The sequence below is a fragment of the Comamonas sp. lk genome (assembly GCF_900564145.1).
Lineage (GTDB): Bacteria > Pseudomonadota > Gammaproteobacteria > Burkholderiales > Burkholderiaceae_C > Comamonas.
Genome location: NZ_UOOB01000001.1, coordinates 2,660,690 through 2,677,680, shown reverse-complemented (window position 1 = coordinate 2,677,680; position 16,991 = coordinate 2,660,690). Strand labels below are relative to the sequence as shown.

Sequence of the window (16,991 nt, the reverse complement as noted above, 5' to 3'; positions counted from 1 at the left end):
TCAGCTAAAGCCGCCATGCTCCAGCCGCCACCATTTGGGCAGCAGCGCCTGGACATCTGCTCTCTGGAATCTGTCGTCCATCAGCACCACCACGCCGCGGTCGCTTTCGGTGCGTATCACCCGGCCGGCAGCCTGCACCACCTTGCGCAGGCCGGGGTAGAGGTAGGTGTAGTCATAGCCCTGGGCCTGCCTATGCGCCTGTTTATGTGCCGCATCACGGCCCCAATAGTCGTCAAGCGCCTGCTTCATGGCCTCGTTCACCGGGTTGACCTGGGGCAGGCCCAGCGTGGCGACAAAAGCGCCTATCAAGCGGCTGCCGGGCAGGTCCACACCTTCTGAAAACACCCCGCCCAGCACCGCAAAGCCTATGCCCCGCCCGCCTTGTACAAAGCGCGCCAGAAACTGGGTGCTGCTGGCATCGTCCATGGCCGGGGTCTGGCTCCACATGGGCAGGCCGGGGTGAAGCCTGGCCAACTCCTGCGCCACCTGCTGCAGATAGTCGAAACTGCTGCAAAAGCACAGATAGTTGCCCGGCTTCAGCGCAAACTGGCGCGCCACGATATCGGCAATCGGTTGCAAAGAGGCCTGGCGGTCGTGCCAGCGGGTGGAGATATGGCCGGCCACCTGCACGCTGAGCTGCTCGGCCTTGAACGGCGCATCCACCTCCAGCCAGGCTGTATGCGCGGGCAGGCCCAGCATGTCGCAGTAAAACTGCGGCGGGCTCAGCGTGCCCGAAAACAGCACGCTGGTATGCGCGGCCGCGTGGCGCTGCAGCAGATGGGGAGCGGGCACCACATTGCGAATGCACAGCGTGGAAAACGGCGCCCGGGCGGCAGAGCCTGCATAAGCGGAACGGCGCGGCAGCACCGTAGCCAGGCTGATATCGAACAGCGCATGCGGCCCGAAGGACTCGGCCAGCGACTGAAACTGCAGCAGCTCCCAATACAGGGCCAGCACCGGGTCGGCAGGCGGCAGGGGCTGATCGGCCTGCACTTCGGCAATGGCGCTGATCGCACGCTGCACGGCGTTCAAAAGACTGCTTGGCGGCTCGGCATAGCTTTGGTAGTTGTGATGCTGCGCCTTGTTCAAGGCATTCCAGGCCCGGTTGAGGCCGTCCAGCGCTTTTTTCACCCTGCCCTGCGCCTGCTTGCGCGCCGCATGCAGCGCAAACTGCGAAAGCTCGGCCGTGTACATGCGCCGCGCACGGTCCAGCAGGTTATGGGCTTCGTCCACCAGCACGGCCGCCTTCCAGCCCTGGGCCTGGGTCAGCGCATACAGCATGGCGCAGCTGTCGTAGTAATAGTTGTAGTCACCCACCACCACATCGGCCCAGCGCGCCAGCTCCTGCATCAGGTAATAGGGGCAGATGCCATGGGCCAGCGCCACCGAGCGCACGGCCGGAGCATCCTGCACAGCCAGGCTGACCGCCTGCTCGCGTGCCGCAGGCAGGCGGTCGTAAAAGCCCTGGGCCAGCGGGCAGGAGTCGCCGTGGCAGGCCTTGTCCGGGTGCTCGCAGGCCTTGTCTCTGGCCTGCAGGTCCAGCACCCGCAAAACACCGGGCGCTGTAGTCTGCTGCAGCTGTGCCAGCGCATCCAGCGCCAGGGCGTGGCCTGTGGTCTTGGCGGTCAGGAAAAACAGCTTGTCCAGCCCCTGGCCGGGCATGGCCTTGAGCAGCGGGAAAATCGTGCCCAGGGTTTTGCCAATGCCTGTAGAGGCCTGAGCCATCAGGCTGCGCCCGCAGGCTTTTGCGTCGCCTGGTTCATCGCCTGGTCTATCGCGTGACTGATCGCCTTGGCTATCCGCTGACGCTGGCGATACTGTCGTGCGATACACGGCCACAGCCAACTGCCGCTGCCCGGAGCGAAACTGCGCATGCGGAAAGTCCAGCGCCTGCAAGGCGGTGTTGCGCTGCGCCCGATGCGCCGCTTCGCCGCGCGCCCAAGCCAGGTAGCGCTGGCACTGGCTGTCGAAAAACAGCTGCAACTCATCGGCGGTGTAGAGGCTGCTAAGCACGGTTTCCTCGCCGCTGCCCACATGGAAATACACCAGCGCCACATTGATCTGCGCCAGCTGCCGCGCCTGGCACAGCAGATACGCATAGACCTTGGCCTGGGCCCAGTGCAAGGCGCGGTGGTTGGGGCGTATGCCGTCCAGCGTGCCGCGATAGGTCTTGATTTCTTCGAGCCGGCAGGCTGCTACATCAAAACCATCGGCCCGGCCCTGAACCCACAGTTCCTGGTATTGCCCGCCAAGGTTGATTTCTGACTCGTAGCCCGCAGCGCGGCGGCGGCGCACCGTGGCATGACCTTCCATGCCTTCCAGCGAAGTGGGCGATGGCGTGAAGCGCAGGTCCAGATCGCCGCTACGGGCCGTGAATTCGCACAGAGCGCGAACGCCGACCACGGCTGGCGCGCTGCTGTGATCGGTGGCTTCAGCGCTCAAGCGCCCTCCGCAGGCAGTCCATCACTCCACTGCACATGGCAGACGCTGACCGGCAGCCCGTGATCCGTGCAATACGCCAGCCAGCGAATCTGGTTGTCCTGCAGTTTGTCGCCTGGCCCCTTGACTTCCACCAGTTCATAACGCGGCCGTTCCTGCTCCCGCGCTGGCCAAAAGCGCACCAGATCGGGAAAGCCGGTGCGGTTGCCCTTCACATCCTGCAGCAGCCGGGCAAAAAACAGCTGCAGATGGGCGGCCGGAATGCAGTCCAGCGCCAGAGCCAGCAACTCCTCGCTCAGCGTGCCCCAAAAGACAAACGGCGACTGCAGGCCCTGCTTTTCGGCAAAGCGCTGGGCAATCACGCGGCGGTAGCTGCCGTCTGCCAGCGCCTGCAAACAGGCATCGAATAGCGCCTGGCGGCGCGGCACAAAATCGGGGGCACTCAGATCGGCCGGGCCGCTTTGAAAAGGGTGAAAAAACGCGCCCGGCAGCGGCGCAAAGATGGCGGGCCAGCACAGCAGGCCAAACAGCGAGTTGATCAGCGCGTTCTCCACATAGAACACCGGCGCCTGCCCGGACTGCCAGTGATCGCGCAGCGCGTACTCCACGGCCATCGGCTCGGCCGGCAAAGCCAGCGTCACATCAGAGCACAGCCCAGCCACGGCAGGGGCCAGTGCGGCCGCGCGCCGGCGTTTCTCCTGGGCTGCGCCCGCCCCTGTGCTGCGACGCAGCCGCGGCAGCATGCGGGCAATGCGCTGGGCCTCTTCCTCACTTTCAGGAGCAGACTGTGCAAGCTCTGCAAGGGCTAGCGCTTGATTGAACTGTTCAAGCCGCTCCAGCACCCGAATCCGGCGGTGGCGCGCGCCCGGGTAGTTGCAGCGCGCATAAAGGCTCTGGGCCAGGGTCCAGTTCTGTGCCCGCTCGCAGGCCTGGCCCAGCTGCATCAAGAGCTTGGCGCGGCGCTTTTCCAGCCAGGGGTTGGCGCTCTGGTATTGAGCCAGCGACTCATTGAGCGCCGCCACGTCTGCGCCTTCGTCCAGCGCCTGGCGACAGGCCGAAAGCGCCAGATAGACATCCACATCGCAGCGCTGCTGAAACGCCCGCGAGCCGGCATCGAACGCTACGCTCTCGTAGCGAAACACGCCCAGATCGGCCAGCACAAACTCCGACCAGTCCTGGTAGAGATTGCCAAAGAACATCAGCCTGAAGCGCTCGCATAGCTCGCCCACCATCAGGCGCCAGACCGGCTCGGCGGCCTGCGGGTGCCACTGGGCATAAGCTCTGTCACCCTGCTGAGCGCTTTGCACCAGCGCCAGCATTTCGCTTTTGCGCAGGCTGGGGCTGATGGTGAAGCTGATAGCAGGACTGGTACCGGAGCTGGTAACGAGGCTGCTGGGGAAATCTCTCAGAATCTGCAGCAGCTCGGGCTTGGTATGCAAGCCAAACAGCTCGGCCGCCGTCATGGGCTGAGCATCGTCAATCCAGCCTTCCTGACGCAATGGCTGTGCTGCATCGGCCAGCGCTGGGATTTCCTCGTACACCAGCTTATCGGCCCTGAACCAGGGCCCACGCCGCATGATCATGCGCACCAGCAGCGCTTGCGAGGCCTGGGGCAGCTGGGCAAAACGCGTCATGAACTGCAGCTCTTGGACGCTCAGCAGATCGCCATAGCGCTGGCCCAACCAGTCCAGCGCACGCTGAAAGTTGTGCAGATAGTAAAAGCGATGGGGGGGCGGCGTGCTCAAGCGATCACCTGAGAGGAATGAAATCGGCTTAACTGTGAATTTATACAGTTAATCATAGCAAAGCCGCCAAACCCCACTTAAAAGCCTGCATCAAACTGCTCTCAACCCATGCTCTTGATGCAGTCTTGATAGCAAGCTGTGCAATCCATACAAGGGCTTGATGGCGTGATTCCTATATTCAAGGCCTCACCACCACGGGCGGCTGTGCCCCGCCTTTTTGTATGAAACCTGTCGCCATCCTCCAGCATGAAGCTTCGCAAGGCCCTGGCATCTTGCTCGATCATCTGCGCCGGCAAGACCTGGCCTATGTGCTGATAGACCCCTGCGCCGAGGGCTCGGCACCGGCCCGTGCGCGAGACTACAGCGGCATCATCGTACTGGGCAGCAACCACTGTGCCAACGAGCAGCTGCGCTGGATTGAGGATGAACGCTGCCTGCTGCAAAACGCACTGGCCTGTGATGTGCCGGTGCTGGGCCACTGCTTTGGCGCGCAGATGCTGGCCCGCGCCATGGGTGCCCGCGTCTGGCGCAACCCCTGCCCCAATATAGGCTGGAGTTCGATATGGACCACGCGCGAAGCCCAGCAACAGATGCGCCTGCCCAGCCAGGCCACCATCTTCAACTGGCATTACGACACTTTTGAAATCCCCAAAGGCGCCAGCCGCACCATGGTGGGCACGCATTGCCTGAACAAGGGCTTCCGCCATGGGCGCCATTGGGCGTTTCAAGGCCACCTGGAGGTGACGGAGCAAAGCATCAAGCAGTGGTGCCGCACCGGCCATGAGGAATTGCTGCTGGCGCACGGCCCCGGGGTGCAGAGCGAGGCGCAGATTCTGTCTCAGCTGCCTGTCCATCTGGGCCAGTTGCATGCCATGGCGCTGCGCAGCTACAGCGCCTGGACGGCTCAGCTGCGACCAGGCCATTCACCGCATTTTTTGGAACAAAAAACCGACCCAGCCCTTGATTATCAATCGCCTCTAGCTAGACAAACCATAGCAATATTGGCGCAAGCCACGCGCTAGAGCAGCGGTCAGCCACGCATCAAAGCCGGCACAGCGACTCTAGACGCCCCAGTCCTTCAAGCTCGGCAGCACCGCCTTGGCGGCCGCATAGCCTTCATCGATGGCTTCCCGGGCACGATGAAAGTCCAGCAGGCCGATATGCGCCACCTTGGGCGCGATCAGCACTTCGGAGGGATCGCCCGCCATGCGGCTGCGCGTGATGCGCATCTGCATGATGTTGACGCTGGACATGACCACGTTGAGCAGCGAGGGAATGTTCTGCTGCAGCTCTTCATCGTTTTTGTGAATGCCGCGCTTGAGTACCGAGGAGGAAAACGACTTCACGCTGGTCATGGAGCTTTTCCACTTGCCGCTCCAGCCCATGGGCGGCACATTGGCATTGAACATGCCCGCTGGCGGCTCCAGATCGGTAAAGGCCGGTTCCGGCTCGGCCGCTTGCTGGGCCTGCGGTTTGCCGGGCCTGGCCGCGGCGGCGCCCATGCCGACCGCATTTCTGTTGCGGCGCATGAGGTCGGCATTCAAGTCCACGGCAATCACCACATCGGCGCCCATGGCCCGCGCCAGCGAGACCGGCACGGGATTGACCAGACCGCCATCGACCAGCAAGCGTCCGTCGCGAATCACCGGCGTGAACAGGCCGGGCAGAGCAATCGAGGCGCGCACGGCATCTGCAATCGAGCCTTTGCGCAGCCAGACTTCGGCGCCGGTATGCAGATCGGTGGCCACACAGCCAAAGGGGGCTGCCAGCTCCTCCATGGTTTCCTGCACAAAATGCTCGCGCCAGAACTCGATGATTCTCTCGCCCTTGAGCATGCCGCTGCCCAGGTTGAAGTCCATAAAGCCAAAGACCTTGCGCATGCCCAGGCCCAGCACCCACTCCTCGAAACGGTCCATCTCCCCGGCCGCATAAGCGGCTCCGACCAGAGAGCCTATGGAGGTGCCGCAGACGATATCGGGTTGGATACCGGCCTCGCGCAGAGCGCGCAGCACGCCAAAGTGGGCCCAACCGCGTGCCGAGCCACTGCCCAAAGCCACGCCCACCACGGGTTTACGTGCAATCACGGTGATACATCCCTCTTGTTCTGCGTTGCCGCAGCATTGTCTTTGTCCATCAGGCGGCCGGCGATGCCGGCGTCTGGCCCTTGAGCAGCGCCAGCATACCGGCTTCGTCCAGCACGGCCACGCCCAGCTCCTGGGCCTTGACCAGCTTGCTGCCGGCCTCGGCCCCGGCCACCACATAGCTGGTTTTCTTGCTCACCGAGCCGGAGACCTTGGCCCCGGCCGCCTCCAGCATATCCTTGGCCTCGTCGCGCGAGAGCGTGGGCAGAGTGCCGGTCAACACCACCGTCATGCCGGCCAGCACCTGGGCCGCCTTCTCGGGCGGTGCACCCTCTTCCCAGTGCACGCCGCAGGCCCGCAGCTGCTCCACCACCTCGCGGTTATGGGGCTGGGCAAAAAAAGTGTGAATGCTGTCGGCCACCACCGGCCCCACGTCGGGCACCTGCAGCAAGGCCTCGACATCGGCATCCATGATGGCGTCCAGCGTGCCGAAGTGGCGCGCCAGATCCTTGGCCGTGGCCTCGCCCACATTGCGTATGCCCAGGCCGAACAAAAAGCGCTGCAGCGTGGTGTGCTTGGATTTCTCCAGCGCCGCCAGCACGTTCTGGGCCGATTTCTCCGCCATGCGGTCCAGAGACGCCAGTGCCGTCAGCCCCAGGCGATACAGATCGGGCAGGACCTTGACCACCTGGGCGTCCACCAGCTGATCGACCAGCTTGTCGCCCAGGCCTTCGATGTCCATGGCGCGACGGGCCGCGAAGTGCAGGATTGCCTCCTTGCGCTGCGCGCCGCAGAACAGCCCGCCCGTGCAGCGGTGGTTGGACTCGCCCTTCATGCGCACCACGGCGCTGCCGCAGATGGGACAGTTTTTGGGCATGTGAAAGTTGGGCACATAAGGCTGGCGAGCAGCGGGCACGGTTTGGCCGCCGGGCCGTCCCAAGGCCAAACCAGCCCCCTCGGGGGGCAGCGAGGACACGCCAGTGCCGAGCGTGGGGGTCATGACGCGCCCAACCACCTCGGGAATCACATCGCCAGCCCTGCGAACGATGACGGTATCGCCTACGCGCACGCCTTTTTTGCGGATATCAAAGATGTTGGACAAGGTGGCGTTGGTCACGATCACGCCGCCCACGGCCACGGGCGCCAGTCTGGCCACGGGCGTGAGCTTGCCGGTGCGCCCCACCTGCACATCGATGCTTTCCATCAGCGTGGGCATTTCCTGGGCCGGATATTTGTGGGCCACGGCCCAGCGCGGCTCGCGTGACTTGAAGCCCAGCTGGCGCTGCAGCGCCAGAGAATTGACCTTGTAGACCACGCCGTCGATCTCGTAAGGCAGAGCATCGCGCTCGGCACCCAGGCGCTGGTGAAACGCTACCAGTTCAGAAGCACCGCGCGCAACACACACCTGGGGTGCGACCGGAAATCCCCATGATTTCAGCGTTTGCAGCATGGCGTAATGCGTGCCGAAATCCGGCCCGCCTTGCGCAGGCGGCGTGATCTCGCCCAGACCATAGGCAAAAAACGACAGCGGCCGCTGGGCGGCAATGCCCGAATCGAGCTGGCGCACCGACCCCGCCGCCGCATTGCGCGGATTGGCAAAGGTCTTGGCTCCGGCAGCGCTCTGGCGCTCGTTGAGCTTTTGCAGATCGGCGCGGCCCATATAGACCTCGCCGCGCACTTCGACCACGGGCGGCACGCCCTGGTCTTTGGGCAGAGACAGCGGAATCTTGCGGATGGTGCGGATGTTGTGCGTCACATCCTCGCCCACCTCGCCGTCGCCGCGCGTGGTAGCCTGCACCAGCACGCCGTTCACATAGCGCAGATTCATGGCCAGACCATCGAACTTGGGCTCGGCCACATATTCCACGGCGGGCGCGCTCTCATCGAGCCCCAGCTCCTTGCGCACGCGGGCGTCAAATGCCTGGGCGCCGCTGGCCTGATTGTCGGTTTCCGTCTGGATGCTGAGCATGGGCACGGCATGGCGCACCGGCTGCAGGCCGTCAAGCACCGCGCCAATCACGCGCTGCGTGGGCGAATCGGGGGTGATCAGAGCCGGGTAAGCGCCTTCCAGGGCTTCCAGCTGCTGGTAGAGGCGGTCGTATTCGCCATCGGGCACGCTGGGCTCGTCGAGCACGTAATACTCGTGCGCCCACTGGTTGAGCTGGGCCCGCAGCTCGGCCACCTTGGCCAGCACTTTTTCTGGCGCTATGCTTTGCGCAGCATCTGGCACATTCCTGGCAGGCGGTTCAGCGGAAAAAAGGTCTAGGTTCTCGGTCATGCGCTATCCGCCGGGGGAAATCAAAAAAAGGGGCCAGAAAATCTGGCCCTGGGCTGTCAGCTGAACAGGCGCCGCGCCAGCAGCGAACCTGCAGAAAGCTCGTGGCTGTCGAGTTTGTCATACAGCAGCTCCAGATCGTGCTGAATCGGGTCCAGCGCCGAGACCGGCAGCAGATAGCCGTTCTGGTCGCAGAGCACGCCGTCCATGGTCTGGCACATCTGCTCGGCCACCTGGCGCAGATGGGCAAAAGGCTGTTCGCCGCGCGGCACCTGGGCCACATCCAGGCTGATCAGGAATTCGCGCACCACGGACTGATCGAGATCGTCAGCCACCGCCGCCTGCGGATCATAGTTGAGCACCAGCACCGGCGGCATGCCGGCATTGGGCGAAGGCAAGACCATGCGCCCGGGCATGGAGCTGGGCACAAAGCCCTGGCGGCCGGCGTTTTGCTGCACATAGCCGGCGCTCCAGGAGGCCTGACGGGCGCGGATCATGAAGCTCAGCTGGGCATCGTGCTCGCTGGCGAATTGGTCGAGCTCGCGGGCACGCGAGACTTCGTTGAGCATATCCGGCAGATCGGGCAGCGCGCTCAAGGCGTCGGCAAAGCGCTGGGTCTTGGCCACGAACTCCGAGAACTCGATCTCGTTGAGTGCGCCCGTGCGGTTGGCCAGTTGCACTCCGGACTGGAAACCCAGATAGCGCTGACCGGCCTGCAGCGGCTCCCACTGACGGGTCTGCTGGTTCATGCCTTCGATGGCAAAAGGCTTGTTGCCGGCGCGGCGTGTGCTGGGCTGGGCCTGCATGGCCACTTCGCCGGGCACGGCCTGACCGACCTGGATCGGGGCGATGGCATCGATCAGCGCATCCAGATGGCCGCGGCGCTCCATGGAAGCGGCCGGCGGCACGGAAGCGGCCAGCGGAGCCTCGGTAAACACCGGCTCCTGCTTGGCGCCTGCCATGTTTGCCTGCTGGGCCATGGCGGCATCGGCGCGCAATGCCGTGGCACCTGACTGCAGCTCATCCTCCATCTCGCCATGGGCCGTGGCCACAACGTGACGCTGCTGCTCGGCATGGGCCTCCTGGGCCACCAGCCTGGCCAGCTCGGCATCGGTCTCGGCAAAGCGACCGCCCGCCTCGGGCATGGGCAGCGGCTCCGCGCCGGGCACGGCCTTGCTGAAGTCGCCCAGCACGGGTTCGTGCTGGTATTTGGTGAGGTCGGAAGTGTGGCCTACGGTGTCCATGCCGGGTTCGTGGCGCAAGGGATCGGCCTGCGCTGCCTCGTCAACCGGCTCGGAGCGCTTGGGCGCGTTGCGGCGGGCAGACCAAGAGTTGTAGGCAACGATCAGGACCAGCAGCACAACGCCCACAACGGCCAGACTGATTTGCAAGTTACTCATTTGGAAAAAAGAGGTTCAAACGGTCAACAGGTTGGGATAGGGACTGCGAGGAGCATCCCCCTCAGGATAGCTCAGCCATGGACAAAGCGGACTCCATGTCCACGGCAACAATTCGTGAAACACCTTGCTCCTGCATGGTCACGCCGATCAGCTGACCGGCCATTTCCATGGCGATCTTGTTGTGGCTGATGAACAGGAACTGCGTGCCCTTGCTCATGCTGTACACCAATTTGGCATAGCGTTCGGTGTTGGCGTCGTCCAGCGGCGCATCCACCTCGTCCAGCAGACAGAAAGGCGCGGGATTGAGCTGGAAGATGGCAAACACCAGGGCAATCGCCGTCAGCGCCTTCTCCCCGCCCGAGAGCAGGTGAATCGTCTGGTTCTTCTTGCCGGGCGGCTGCGCCACCACCTGCACACCGGAATCCAGAATTTCGTCGCCCGTGATCACCAGCTTGGCCTGACCGCCGCCGAACAGCTCGGGGAACATGCGGCCGAAGTGGCGGTTCACGATCTCGAAGGTGCCGGACAGCAGCTCCCGCGTTTCCGCGTCGATCTTCTTGATGGCCTCTTCCAGGGTGTTCATTGCGCGGGTCAAATCGTCCACCTGCGCATCGAGGAAGATCTTGCGCTCGCTGGCCAGCGCCAGCTCGTCGAGTGCTGCCAAATTCACCGCACCCAGGGCCGCAATTTCGCGGTGCAAGCGGTCGATTTCGCCCTGCAGACCGTGCATGCGCACATTGCCCTCGGCAATGGACTGGGACACGGCCGCCAGATCGGCCTCGGCTTCGGTCAGCAAATTGCTGTACTGCTCAAGACCCAGACGCGCAGCCTGTTCCTTGAGCTGGAATTCGGTGATGCGCTGACGCAGCGGGTCCAGCGCTTTTTCCAGGCTCTGGCGGCGCTCGTCGCTGGCGCGCAGCTTGTTGGTCAGGTCGTCGTATTCGCTGCGGCGCTCGGCCACGTCTTTTTCGCGCTGCATCTTCAAATCCAGCGCATCCTGCAAGCCGCCCTGGGCGGCCGCATCGGTCAGGCGTGCCAGCTCATCCTGGGCACGCTGCTGCTCCTCGGCCAAGGCCTTGGCCTGCTGGCTGGCGGTCTCGATGGTGCGCGACAGCTCGGAGCGGCGTGCGTGCAGGCTGCGCTGCGAGAACGTGGCTTCCTGCGCCTGGCGCTCCAGACTGCGCAGCTGCTCGCGCGATTCGTTAAGGCGGCGCTCGGCCTCCAGCACCTTGTCGCCCAGCTGGGCATGGCGCTCCTGGCTGTCGGCCAGCTGCATATCCAGCTCTTCAAAGCGGGCCTCGGCCGAGACTTTGCGCTCCTCGATATCGGACAGCTGGGCCTCCACCTCGGACAGGTCGGCCGTGATCTGCGCATTGCGGGCGCGGGCCTGCTCGGCCAGCTGGGACAGGCGCAAGGTTTCGACCTGTAGCTCATGGGCGCGGCTCTGGGCCTCGGTGGCTTCGCGGCGCGCTGAGACCAGACGCTGCGAGGCATCGGCATAGGCGCTTTCGGCTCTTACCAGGGTGGAGCGCGACTCTTCGGCAATCAGCGCCTGGGCGCGGACTTCTTTTTCCAGGTGCTCGATTTCCTGGGCCCGGGCCAAGAGACCGGACTGTTCGGAATCCTGGGCATAAAAGGTCACGCTATGTGCGGTAACGGCATGACCGGTAGGCACGTAAATGATTTCGCCGGCCTGCAGCTGATCGCGCTGGGTCAGAGCTTCATCAAGCGTGGGCGCGGTAAAGCAGCCCGTCAGCCAGTCCACCAGCACCGCATGCAGGCCGGTGTTGCTGACCTTGAGCAGATCGGACAGGCGCGAGAAACGGCCGCCCGCTGGCGAGTTGCCTGCCTGCGGCGGGCTGATAAAGGCCAGACGGGCCGGCGGCGCATCGTGGCCACCCGATCCCAGAAAGCCGCGCACCATATCCAGGCGACCCACTTCCAGCGCGCCCAGGCGCTCGCGCAGCGCGGCTTCCAGGGCATTTTCCCAACCGGACTCAATGGCGATGCGGCTCCACAGACCTTGCATGCCGTCCAGACCGTGCTTGGCCAGCCAGGGCTGAAGCTTGCCGTCGGTCTTGACTTTTTCCTGCAGGGCTTTCAGGGCCTCCAAACGTGCCGACAGATCGGCATGGCGGCGGTTTTCCTGGTTCACGGCCTGCTGGCGCGTGCGGCGGTCCTCGTCGAGCTGGGGCACGCTTTCCTGCAGCTCGTTGAGCACGGCAGCCGCCATCTCGGCCAGCTCCTGCGCTTCGGCCAACTGAGCTTGCAGATTCAGCAGGCGCGCTTCATCGGGAGTTTGCAGTGCGTTTCGGTCGGTGCGCAGGCGCTCGAAACGGCTCTCGAACTGGCGGCGCTGCTCGTCGAGGCTGCGCTGCTCGGCGGCCAGCACCTGAATCTGCTGCTGCACCTGCACCACCGAGCCGCGCTGGTCGCTATCGGCCTTCTGGGCATGGCGCAGCGCATCTTCCAGATCGGGCAGGCGCATGGTCTGCTCTTCGACCTGGGCGGCCAGCATTTCGGCCTGCTCTTCGGCATTCATGCCCTGGCCTTCGATATTCTCGATCTCGCCCTGGGCTTCCTCGTTGCGGCTGTTCCACAGCAACACCTGCTCGGCCAGTTGCTGCAGACGCTGGGTGACGCGCTGGCGGCCTTCGACCACATAGCGGATTTCGGCCTCCAGCCGTCCCACTTCGGCCGTGGCTTCATACAGCCTGGCCTGGGACTGATTCACCTGATCGCTGGCGTCGTAGTGGGCCTGTCGCAGGGTCTCCAGTCCGCTTTCGTTGTTGCGGATGTCGGCCATGCGCTCTTCGAGCTCGTTGACGACCTTCAGGCCTTCGACGCGCACCCGGTCCTGCTCGGCCTCGGCCTCGCTGCGCTTCATGAACCACAGCTGATGCTGCTTGAGCGTGACCTGGGCATTGAGCCCGTTGTACTTGGCCGCCACCTCGGCCTGCTTTTCCAGCTTGTCAAGGTTGGCGTTGAGCTCGCGCAGAATGTCTTCCACGCGGGTCAGGTTTTCGGTGGTCGCCGAGAGGCGGTTCTCGGTTTCGCGGCGCCTCTCCTTGTACTTGGAGACGCCGGCGGCTTCTTCGAGGAACAAGCGCAGCTCTTCGGGCCGCGACTCGATGATGCGGCTGATCGTGCCCTGGCCGATGATGGCGTAGGCACGCGGCCCCAGGCCCGTGCCCAGGAACACGTCCTGCACGTCACGGCGGCGCACGGGCTGGTTGTTGATGAAGTAGCTGCTGTTGCCCTCGCGCGTGAGCACGCGCTTGACGGCGATTTCGCCAAACTGGCCCCACTGGCCGCCGGCGCGGTGGTCGCTGTTGTCGAAGGTCAGCTCCACGCTGGCCCGGCTCGAAGGCTTTCTGTGCGTGGTGCCGTTGAAGATCACGTCCTGCATGGACTCGCCGCGCAGCTCGCTGGCCTTGCTCTCGCCCAGCACCCAGCGCACCGCATCCATGATGTTGGACTTGCCGCAGCCGTTGGGGCCGACCACGCCCACCATCTGGCCTGGCAGGACGAAGTTGGTGGGTTCGGCAAAGGATTTGAAGCCGGAGAGCTTGATGGAATTCAGGCGCACGGTGTCAGAGGCGGTCTAGCGAGCAGCTTTATGTGGGAGTCAGAAACGGAAAAACCGGCTGCGCCGCAGATGGTTTGAAAAACGACCAAACCCGCAACACGCAACCGATAGGCAATGGCGGGAATCATAACGCGCTCCGCCGCCCGGGAAGCCAAGTTCCATGGACTTCAAAAATCATAGCATCTTGCGCATATCCAACCGGCGCCCCCAGTCAATTTCCCTCTAAAACTGCACATTTCAGGCCTGCAGCGGCCGCGAGCGGTACATTCCGGGCGGGCTGCCGGTCCAGCCTTTGAAGGCACGCTGAAAGGCGGCAGCGTCGGCAAAGCCCAGGTCGGCAGCCAGATCCGTGAAGCTGGCCTGGCTGGTGCCCAGGCGCGAGACGGCGATATCGCGACGCAGCTCGTCCTTGATGGCCTGAAACGAGGTGCCTGCCAACGCCAGCTTGCGCTGCAGCGTGGGCGGCGACATATGCAGGGCGCAGGCCGCGGCCTCCAGCCCCACCCAGGCCGGGCGCGATTGCAGCAAATGGGCATGAACCCTGGACTCTATGCTGTCGCCGCCACGGCTGTGGATGACGGCCGCCGAGGGCCAACTGGCCACAAAGCGCTGCAAGGCCTGCTCGTCGCGGCTGCAGCAGCGCTGCAACACGGCCGCATCAAACCAGAACGCCGAGGCCTGCTGATCGAAGCGCAGCGGAGCGGGAAAAGTCTCGCCATAGTCGCCGGCATAGTCGGGGCGGGCAAAGGCAAAGTCAAAGCGCTGCACCTTGAGCGAGCCGCCTAGCAGCCAGGCCGTGATGCGCCACAGCACGCGCAGGGAAAACTCGTGCCGGAAATTCGGCTGCGGCTCCGAGCCCAGGGGTTGCAGGCAAATACCGACCTGCGTGCCCTCGCGCACCAGGCTCAGTTCCAGGTTGTCCTGCAGCAGGCTGAAGGCCTGGCACATCCGGCGCAGCGCAGGCTCGGCATGGCGTTCGGTCAGCGCCAGCCTGGCAATCAGCTCCAGGCTGCCGCGCTTGAGCGGGCGCGAGAACTGGCCTAGCGCTTCGTCGCCCAGTGCCTCCAGCACCCGCCACATCAGGGCAATGTACTGATCGGAAGTGACACGCGCGCCCTCTTGCGCCAGCAAGCCGGGCGCAATGCCTGCGCGCAGCAGAAAGCCGTCGGGACTGTGGCCGCGACGGCTGGCACCGGCCACGATACCGCGCACCAGGGCCATGGAGACGGTGAAGGGGGCTGCCTTGGCAGCGGTTGCGGTCGCGGGCTTCGCTGGCATGCGCTTTGAAGATTGAGGTCTTTTGACATACGAACGATGCCCTCCGCCATGGGCTGGCGCATCGGTAATTTCTACGATGGCTGATCTCTTTTCAAGCGACCAGGAGCAATTTCATGAGCCGTGATGTGTTTGTGGCGGGCGTCGGCATGATTCCTTTTGCCAAACCGGGCAAAAGCGAGCCCTACTTTCAGATGGGTTCCACCGCCACCCGGCTGGCCCTGGCCGATGCCGGCCTGGCTTATGGCGCCCTGCAGCAAGCCTATGTGGGCTATGTCTATGGCGACTCCACGGCCGGTCAGCGCGCCTTGTACGAGGTGGGCATGTCCGGCATTCCCATCGTCAACGTCAACAACAACTGCTCCACGGGCTCCACGGCGCTGTTTCTGGCCCGCCAGGCCGTGGCCAGCGGCGCGGCCGACTGCGTGCTGGCCCTGGGCTTCGAGCAGATGAACCCCGGCGCGTTGGGTTCGGTCTATAGCGACAGACCCAGTCCTTTCGACCGCTTCGACCAGGAAACCGATGCCCTGGTCGGCCAAAGCGATATTCCCCTGGCCCTGCGCTACTTTGGCGGCGCGGGCAAAGCCCATATGCAGGAGTTCGGCACCCATCTGTCGACCTTTGCCAAAATCCGCGCCAAGGCCAGCCGCCATGCGGCGCGCAATCCGCTGGCCCTGTTTCGCACCGAAGTGAGCGAGGAGGAGGTACTGGCCGCGCCCATGCTGTGGCCCGGCGTGATGACCCGCCTCATGGCCTGCCCGCCCACCTGCGGCGCGGCCGCCGCCATCGTGGTCTCCGAGTCCTATGCCAGACAACACGGCCTGGACCACAGCGTGCGCATACGCGCCCAGGCCATGACCACCGACGGCCCGGAGACTTTCGCGGCCCACGATATGCGCGAAGTCGTGGGCTTTGGCATGGCCCAGGCCGCCGCACGGCAAGTCTATGAGCAGGCCGGCATAGGCCCAGAAGATGTGCAGGTGGTGGAGTTGCATGACTGCTTTGCCCATAACGAGCTGCTCAGCTACGAAGCCCTGGGCCTGTGCCCCGTGGGCGGGGCCGAAAAATTCGTCTGCGACGGCGACAACAGCTATGGCGGCAAATATGTCACCAACCCCTCGGGCGGCCTGCTCTCCAAAGGCCACCCGCTGGGCGCCACGGGCCTGGCCCAGTGCACCGAGCTGGTTCAGCAGTTGCGCGGCAAGGCCGCAGACCGCCAGGTGGCCAATGCCCGCCTGGCCCTGCAGCACAACCTGGGCCTGGGCGGGGCCTGCGTGGTAACGCTCTACGAGCGCGTGTAAGGAGAGCCGGATGATTGACAAGAAATGGATAGGCCACGAACTGCCGGCTTCCACGATCACCCTGGACCGGGGTCGTCTGCGCTTCTTTGCCAAGGCCATTGGCGAGACCGCAGCGCTCTACACCGATGTGGATGCCGCGCGGGCCGCAGGCTATGCCGACCTGCCCGCACCGCCCACGTTTGTGTTTGCCGCCGAGCTGGACTCGGGTGCGGTAGATCAGCTGCTGGCCAGGCTCGGGGTGCCGATTGCCAAGATCCTGCATGGCGAGCAAAGCTTCAGCTACCACCGTGTGGCCTGCGCCGGCGACACCCTGACCGTGCAATCCACCGTGGACGACATCTACGCCAAGAAAAACGGAGCCTTGGAGTTTGTCGTCAAATCCTCACGCGCCACCAATCAACGCCACGAGCTGGTGGCTGAGATGCGCTCCGTCATCGTGGTTCGCCACTGAGGAATACCGCATGAGCACACCCCGATTCGACACCATCCAGGTGGGCGATCTGCTGCCCGCCTTGCAGCTGGCCCCCATCCGGCGCAGCACGCTGGCCCTGTTTGCCGGCGCCTCGGGCGATCACAACCCGATTCATATCGACATCGACTTTGCCCGCCAGGCCGGCATGGCCGATGTGTTTGCCCACGGCATGCTGGGCATGGCCTGGCTGGGGCGCTTGCTCACCCAGTGGGCACCCCAGTCCCAGCTGCGCCAGTTCGAGGTGCGGTTTCTGGGCATAACCCATCTGGCCAATGCAGTCAGCTGCAGCGGGCGCATTGCCGAAAAGCGCGACAGCGACCGCTGCGTGCGGGTACAGCTGCAAAGCACCAACCAGCACGGGCAGACCAAGATCTCGGGCGATGCCTGGGTGGCTTTGCCATGAATATCCGAAAA

Annotated in this window: 11 protein-coding genes; 4 read left to right on the top strand and 7 right to left on the bottom strand. The window is 64.3% G+C overall.

What is annotated here, in order from left to right; translation table 11 throughout:
* Positions 1 to 2,442 (bottom strand): ATP-dependent DNA helicase, encoded by a 2,442-nt coding sequence (locus tag EAO39_RS12240; RefSeq protein WP_240466978.1) that lies wholly within the window; start codon positions 2,440 to 2,442, stop codon positions 1 to 3.
* Entirely contained in the window at positions 2,439 to 4,184 is a 1,746-nt protein-coding gene (locus EAO39_RS12235) for a VRR-NUC domain-containing protein (protein WP_120967732.1), read from the bottom strand. Before EAO39_RS12235 ends, EAO39_RS12240 begins: the two co-directional genes overlap by 4 nt.
* Before the next feature lie 221 nt (positions 4,185 to 4,405).
* Between EAO39_RS12235 and EAO39_RS12230 the strand changes: the two genes are divergently transcribed.
* Positions 4,406 to 5,206, top strand: coding sequence for a type 1 glutamine amidotransferase (locus EAO39_RS12230; protein ID WP_120967730.1), 801 nt, complete (start codon positions 4,406 to 4,408; stop codon positions 5,204 to 5,206).
* A 39-nt stretch (positions 5,207 to 5,245) separates the two neighbouring features.
* On the opposite strand, the gene EAO39_RS12225 is transcribed toward EAO39_RS12230, so the two are convergent.
* The 5 genes from EAO39_RS12225 to EAO39_RS12205 all read right to left on the bottom strand — a co-directional run bounded on the left by EAO39_RS12225 (position 5,246) and on the right by EAO39_RS12205 (position 14,807).
* On the bottom strand, positions 5,246 to 6,274 hold the full coding sequence (locus EAO39_RS12225) for a patatin-like phospholipase family protein (protein WP_120971009.1): 1,029 nt from the start codon (positions 6,272 to 6,274) through the stop codon (positions 5,246 to 5,248).
* Between the two features lie 43 nt (positions 6,275 to 6,317).
* The gene (gene ligA, locus EAO39_RS12220) at positions 6,318 to 8,543 is read right to left on the bottom strand and encodes an NAD-dependent DNA ligase LigA (protein WP_120967728.1); all 2,226 of its coding nucleotides are present in this window, start codon (positions 8,541 to 8,543) and stop codon (positions 6,318 to 6,320) included.
* Between the two features lie 56 nt (positions 8,544 to 8,599).
* Positions 8,600 to 9,940 carry a cell division protein FtsZ gene (locus EAO39_RS12215; protein ID WP_120967726.1) on the bottom strand — a complete coding sequence of 447 codons (1,341 nt, stop codon included), beginning with the start codon at positions 9,938 to 9,940 and terminating at the stop codon, positions 8,600 to 8,602.
* Between the two features lie 61 nt (positions 9,941 to 10,001).
* Positions 10,002 to 13,529: a chromosome segregation protein SMC gene (gene smc / locus EAO39_RS12210; RefSeq protein ID WP_120967724.1), complete on the bottom strand. Its 3,528-nt coding sequence runs from the start codon at positions 13,527 to 13,529 to the stop codon at positions 10,002 to 10,004.
* Positions 13,530 to 13,766: 237 nt separating this feature from the next.
* Positions 13,767 to 14,807, bottom strand: coding sequence for an AraC family transcriptional regulator (locus EAO39_RS12205; protein WP_120967722.1), 1,041 nt, complete (start codon positions 14,805 to 14,807; stop codon positions 13,767 to 13,769).
* A 113-nt stretch (positions 14,808 to 14,920) separates the two neighbouring features.
* Here EAO39_RS12205 and EAO39_RS12200 point away from each other — a divergent pair, with 113 nt between their 5' ends.
* From EAO39_RS12200 to EAO39_RS12190, 3 genes are read left to right on the top strand one after another with little or no spacing between them, the layout of a single operon-like run.
* Positions 14,921 to 16,105: a lipid-transfer protein gene (locus tag EAO39_RS12200; protein WP_120967720.1), complete on the top strand. Its 1,185-nt coding sequence runs from the start codon at positions 14,921 to 14,923 to the stop codon at positions 16,103 to 16,105.
* A gap of 10 nt (positions 16,106 to 16,115) precedes the next feature.
* The gene (locus EAO39_RS12195; RefSeq protein ID WP_120967718.1) at positions 16,116 to 16,556 is read left to right on the top strand and encodes a MaoC family dehydratase N-terminal domain-containing protein; all 441 of its coding nucleotides are present in this window, start codon (positions 16,116 to 16,118) and stop codon (positions 16,554 to 16,556) included.
* Positions 16,557 to 16,566: 10 nt separating this feature from the next.
* Complete coding sequence (locus EAO39_RS12190; protein ID WP_120967716.1) at positions 16,567 to 16,980, top strand: MaoC family dehydratase; 414 nt, start codon at positions 16,567 to 16,569, stop codon at positions 16,978 to 16,980.
* The last annotated feature ends 11 nt before the right edge of the window (positions 16,981 to 16,991 follow it).

Coding starts and splice junctions, on each gene's coding strand:
- EAO39_RS12190 (WP_120967716.1), top strand. CDS start 16,567: ATGAGCACACCCCGATTCGACACCATCCAGGTGGGCGATCTGCTGCCC.
- EAO39_RS12215 (WP_120967726.1), bottom strand. CDS start 9,940: ATGAGTAACTTGCAAATCAGTCTGGCCGTTGTGGGCGTTGTGCTGCTG.
- EAO39_RS12200 (WP_120967720.1), top strand. CDS start 14,921: ATGAGCCGTGATGTGTTTGTGGCGGGCGTCGGCATGATTCCTTTTGCC.
- EAO39_RS12195 (WP_120967718.1), top strand. CDS start 16,116: ATGATTGACAAGAAATGGATAGGCCACGAACTGCCGGCTTCCACGATC.
- EAO39_RS12230 (WP_120967730.1), top strand. CDS start 4,406: ATGAAACCTGTCGCCATCCTCCAGCATGAAGCTTCGCAAGGCCCTGGC.
- EAO39_RS12205 (WP_120967722.1), bottom strand. CDS start 14,807: ATGCCAGCGAAGCCCGCGACCGCAACCGCTGCCAAGGCAGCCCCCTTC.
- ligA (WP_120967728.1), bottom strand. CDS start 8,543: ATGACCGAGAACCTAGACCTTTTTTCCGCTGAACCGCCTGCCAGGAAT.